3 protein-coding genes are annotated in these 3,963 nt (G+C 65.3%); 2 read left to right on the forward strand and 1 reads right to left on the reverse strand.

Annotated elements, in window-relative coordinates; translation table 11 throughout:
• Positions 1-206: 206 nt before the first annotated feature.
• Together ENZ74_RS24480 and ENZ74_RS24485 are read left to right on the forward strand one after the other, a co-directional pair.
• Positions 207-1,298 (forward strand): Gfo/Idh/MocA family oxidoreductase, encoded by a 1,092-nt coding sequence (locus tag ENZ74_RS24480; RefSeq protein ID WP_063169586.1) that lies wholly within the window; start codon positions 207-209, stop codon positions 1,296-1,298.
• Positions 1,299-1,504: 206 nt separating this feature from the next.
• Positions 1,505-2,947: an amidase gene (locus ENZ74_RS24485; RefSeq protein WP_063169585.1), complete on the forward strand. Its 1,443-nt coding sequence runs from the start codon at positions 1,505-1,507 to the stop codon at positions 2,945-2,947.
• Positions 2,948-3,164: 217 nt separating this feature from the next.
• On the opposite strand, the gene ENZ74_RS24495 is transcribed toward ENZ74_RS24485, so the two are convergent.
• A partial coding sequence (locus ENZ74_RS24495; RefSeq protein ID WP_164761176.1) for a Xaa-Pro peptidase family protein occupies positions 3,165-3,963 on the reverse strand: 799 nt, incomplete at its 5' end.

Here is a 3,963-nt window from a genome sequence, read left to right on the forward strand (position 1 = left end):
TGACGAGCAAGAGACCTCAAGCGCGCGGCGAGGGTCTCGACCCCCACTCCGTCGAGCTTCGCTCGACACCTCTCCCCCGATCGACGGGGGAGAGGAAAGGGCCGGGCAATGAGCGGCGGCGCTGACCTGAGGTGATTGTCTCGGATAGACATACGAGCGGCAACCGATCGCCGCGCACAATTCAATCAAAACCTGGGAGATATTCGGTGTCCGACAAGGTAAAAGTGCTGGTGGTGGGTCTCGGCAATATGGGTGCGTCGCATGCCAGCGCCTATCACCGGCTCGACGGTTTCGAGATCGTCGGCATCATGAGCCGGTCGATCAAGAGCAACACGAAGATTCCGGAAGAGTTAGCCGGCTACCCACTCTACGAGGATTTCGACCAGGCGCTGAAGGAAACAAAAGCGGACGCCGTCTCGATCAACAGCTGGCCGAACACCCACGCCGAATACGCGCTGAAGGCAATCGCCGCCAACTGCCATGTGTTCATGGAAAAGCCGCTCGCCACCAACAACGAGGATGCCGAGAAGGTGGTCGCGGCGGCGCGGGCCAAGAACCGCAAGCTGGTGCTCGGCTATATTCTGCGCGTGCATCCGTCGTGGATCAAGTTCATCGAGGTCGGCAAGACGCTCGGCAAGCCGCTGGTGATGCGGCTCAACCTCAACCAGCAGAGCAGCGGCAGCGCCTGGCACTGGCACAAGAACCTGATCGATTCGCTGATCCCGATCGTCGATTGCGGCGTCCACTATGTCGACGTCATGTGCCAGCTGACCGGCGCCAAGCCGGTGCGCGTGCACGGCATCGGCGCCAAGCTCTGGGCGGAAGCCGACAAGCAGAATTACGGCCATCTGCACGTCACCTTCGATGACGGTTCGGTCGGCTGGTACGAGGCGGGCTGGGGCCCGATGATGAGCGAGACGGCCTATTTCGTGAAGGACGTCGTCGGCCCCAAGGGCGCGGTGTCGATCGTCGCCGGCCAGCAGGCAAGCAGTGTTGCCGAGCTGGCAGAGGTTTCGAATTCCGCCGACATCGACCGCCACACCAAGACCGATGCGCTGAAGATCCACTATGCCGCTGTCGACGGCGACAAGAATTTCTCCAAACCCGACGAGATCGTCAGCATGGAGGACGAACCCGGCCACCAGGAACTGTGCGATCGCGAGCAGGCCTTCTTCCTGCGCGCCATCCGCGAGGATCTCGACCTCACCGAGCAGATGGATGCGGCGGTCAACAGCCTGCGCATCGTGCTGGCCGCCGAGCAGAGCATCGCACTGGGACGGACCATCGACCTGGCCTGAAGTCGCGCCAGCCCCCCTCATCCGGCCGCTTCGCGGCCACCTTCTCCCCGTTGGGGAGAAGAGGGTGGCGCTGGCGCTGCAAGTCTCCTCTCCCCTCGGGGAGAGGTCAGCCGAGCGAAGCGGAGGCTGGGTGAGGGGGCCGATGCCCCAATACAGTTCTCCGCAGGAGCAGCATCAACACAAGCTATCCGCCGAAGGAGAGAGATATGGCCGCCGTCACCGACAGTCTGCTGAAAACCTATGCCGAGTCCGACGCGCTGGACCTTGCGGCGCTGGTGAAGCGCGGCGACGTTACCCCGGCGGAGCTGGTGGAAGCGGCGATCACGCTGGTCGAGCGGCTCAACCCGACGCTCAATGCGGTCATCCATCGCCTCTACGACATGGCGCGCGGCCAGGCGCAGACGGTCGACACATCAGCGCCCTTCGCCGGCGTGCCATTCCTGCTCAAGGAGCTGGCCTCGTCCTGGACCGGGGCGCCGAACACCAACTCCTCATTCTACCTGAAAGATGTCGTCGCCGATTTCGACACCGAAGTGGTTCGCCGCATGAAGGCGGCCGGGCTGGTGCTGGTCGGCAAGTCGAACGCCCCAGAAAATGGCTGGTCGATCACCACCGAGCCAAAGCTCTACGGCGCGACGAAGAACCCGTGGAAGGAAGGCATCACGCCCGGCGGCTCCAGCGGCGGAGCGGCCGCGGCGATTGCTTCGCGCATGGTGCCGATCGCCGAAGCCAGCGATGGCGCCGGCTCGATCCGCATCCCGGCCTCCTGCTGCGGCATCGTCGGCCTGAAGCCGTCGCGCGGCCGCGTCAGCCTTGCGCCGTTCGGCGACTATTGGTATGGCGGCGCCTATTTCCTCTGCTGCTCGCGCACGGTGCGCGACACGGCGGCCTATCTCGACGCGGTCGCCGGCGCGCTGCCGGGCGACCCCTACACGCCGCCGGTTCCTGATGGCAGCTGGCTCAGCCTGTCGGCGCGGGCGCCAACGAAGCTGCGCATCGGCTTTTCCGTCACGCCGCCCAACGGCACCGCGATCGATCCGGAGGTGAAGGCGGCGGTGCTGGAGACCGTGGCTGTACTCGAGCGGCTCGGCCACCATGTCGAGGAGCATGACATGCCGCTCGACGCCGATGCTGTGTGGAAGACCTACACCAACATGACCTGCGTGCAGACGGCGGCGACCTTCGACTACCTTGAAACGGTGATGGGGCGGTCGGTGACACCGGGCGATGTCGAGGCGGTGACCTTCGCGATCATCGAGCGCGGCCGTGCGACCAGCGGCACCAGGCACATCTCCGACGTCGAGCAGCTCAGGCAGGTCGGCCGCGACATCGTCGGCGACCTTGGCGCCTACGATCTCTTCATCACCCCGACGCTGACGCAGCTGCCGCGCCCGCTCGGCTATTACGACATGTCGGAGACGGATATCGACCGCTACAATGCCAAATGGACGGACGCGGTGTTTGCCTTCCCCTTCAACATCTCCGGCCAGCCGGCGATCTCGCTGCCGCTCGGCTGGTCGAAAGACGGCGTCCCGATCGGCGTGCAGCTGGTCGGCCGCTACGGCGACGAGGCAACGGTGCTGGCCGCGTCGGCGCAGCTGGAACAAGAGATGCCGTGGAGGGGGAGAAGGCCGGCGGTGAGTGGTTAGGTGCTTGGCACCCCACCGCCGAGTTCCGTGGCGCCCCCTCTGTCCTGCCGGACATCTCCCCCTCAAGGGGGGAGATTACGCGCTCAACAGCCTTCGCCAAATCATCTACACGGTAAGGTGGGCGAGACGGCGAAGCTGCCAATCTCCCCCCTTGAGGGGGAGATGCCCGGTAGGGCAAGGGGGGCGTAGAGCGCTGTCCCTGCAGTGACCCGCCTCGTTATCCAATCCTCTCCAGCCGTCGCGGCAGCCTGTTCATCGGCTTGGGCCCGTCCGGCGTGATCAGGAACTGGTCCTCGAGATTGAAGCTGGCGAGGCCGTCTATGTAGAGCGGGATCTCGAAGGCCAGCACCATGCCGGTTTCGATCACGACATCGCTGTCGGCGGCGATGAACGGCCATTGTTCGGAAAACACCGACTGGCCGACGCCATGGCCGAAATGGCCGCGGCGGTAGGTGCGCAGCCCTTGCCGCGCCAGGCTGTCGGTGGCGACGCAATGCACGTGGGCGAGCGTGGTTCCCGCAACAAGGGACGCCAGCCCGTCGTCAAAGGCCCGCTCGGCAATGGCGTGCAGTTCGGCCTGCTCGGCGGATGGCGGCCCGAAGGTGAAGTTGCGCGACATGTCGGAGGCGTAGCCGCCGACCGTGCAGACCATGTCGCACTTCAGCGGATCGCCAGGCATCGCTTTCGCATCGGCATCTTTGGCCCGAGCGCCCAGCGTCACATATTCGGCAGTTTGGACCGGATGAGACAGGCCGGACGCGGCCGTGGCGACACCTTGCCGGTAGAGGGCAATGAGATCGGCCTGGCGCATGCCGGCCATCGCATCGACCTGCAGCCGCTCCAGCCCGGCTTCCGACAGGATGATGCCTTGCTGCAGCAGGTCGATCTCGCGCGGCGACTTGATGGCCCGCAACCTGTCGAGCACGGCCGAGCCGTCGACCATCGTGCAGGCCGGCAACAGCGCCTGCATGACCGAGAAATCGGCGGCGGGCACAAAATCGAGGTCGACGCCGACC

This window comes from Mesorhizobium sp. M7A.F.Ca.CA.002.15.2.1 (assembly GCF_003998715.1).
Classification (GTDB): Bacteria; Pseudomonadota; Alphaproteobacteria; order Rhizobiales; family Rhizobiaceae; genus Mesorhizobium; species Mesorhizobium ciceri.

Bases quoted from the DNA above. Each gene is read 5' to 3' on its own strand.
- ENZ74_RS24485 (WP_063169585.1), top strand. From the start codon at position 1,505: ATGGCCGCCGTCACCGACAGTCTGCTGAAAACCTATGCCGAGTCCGAC.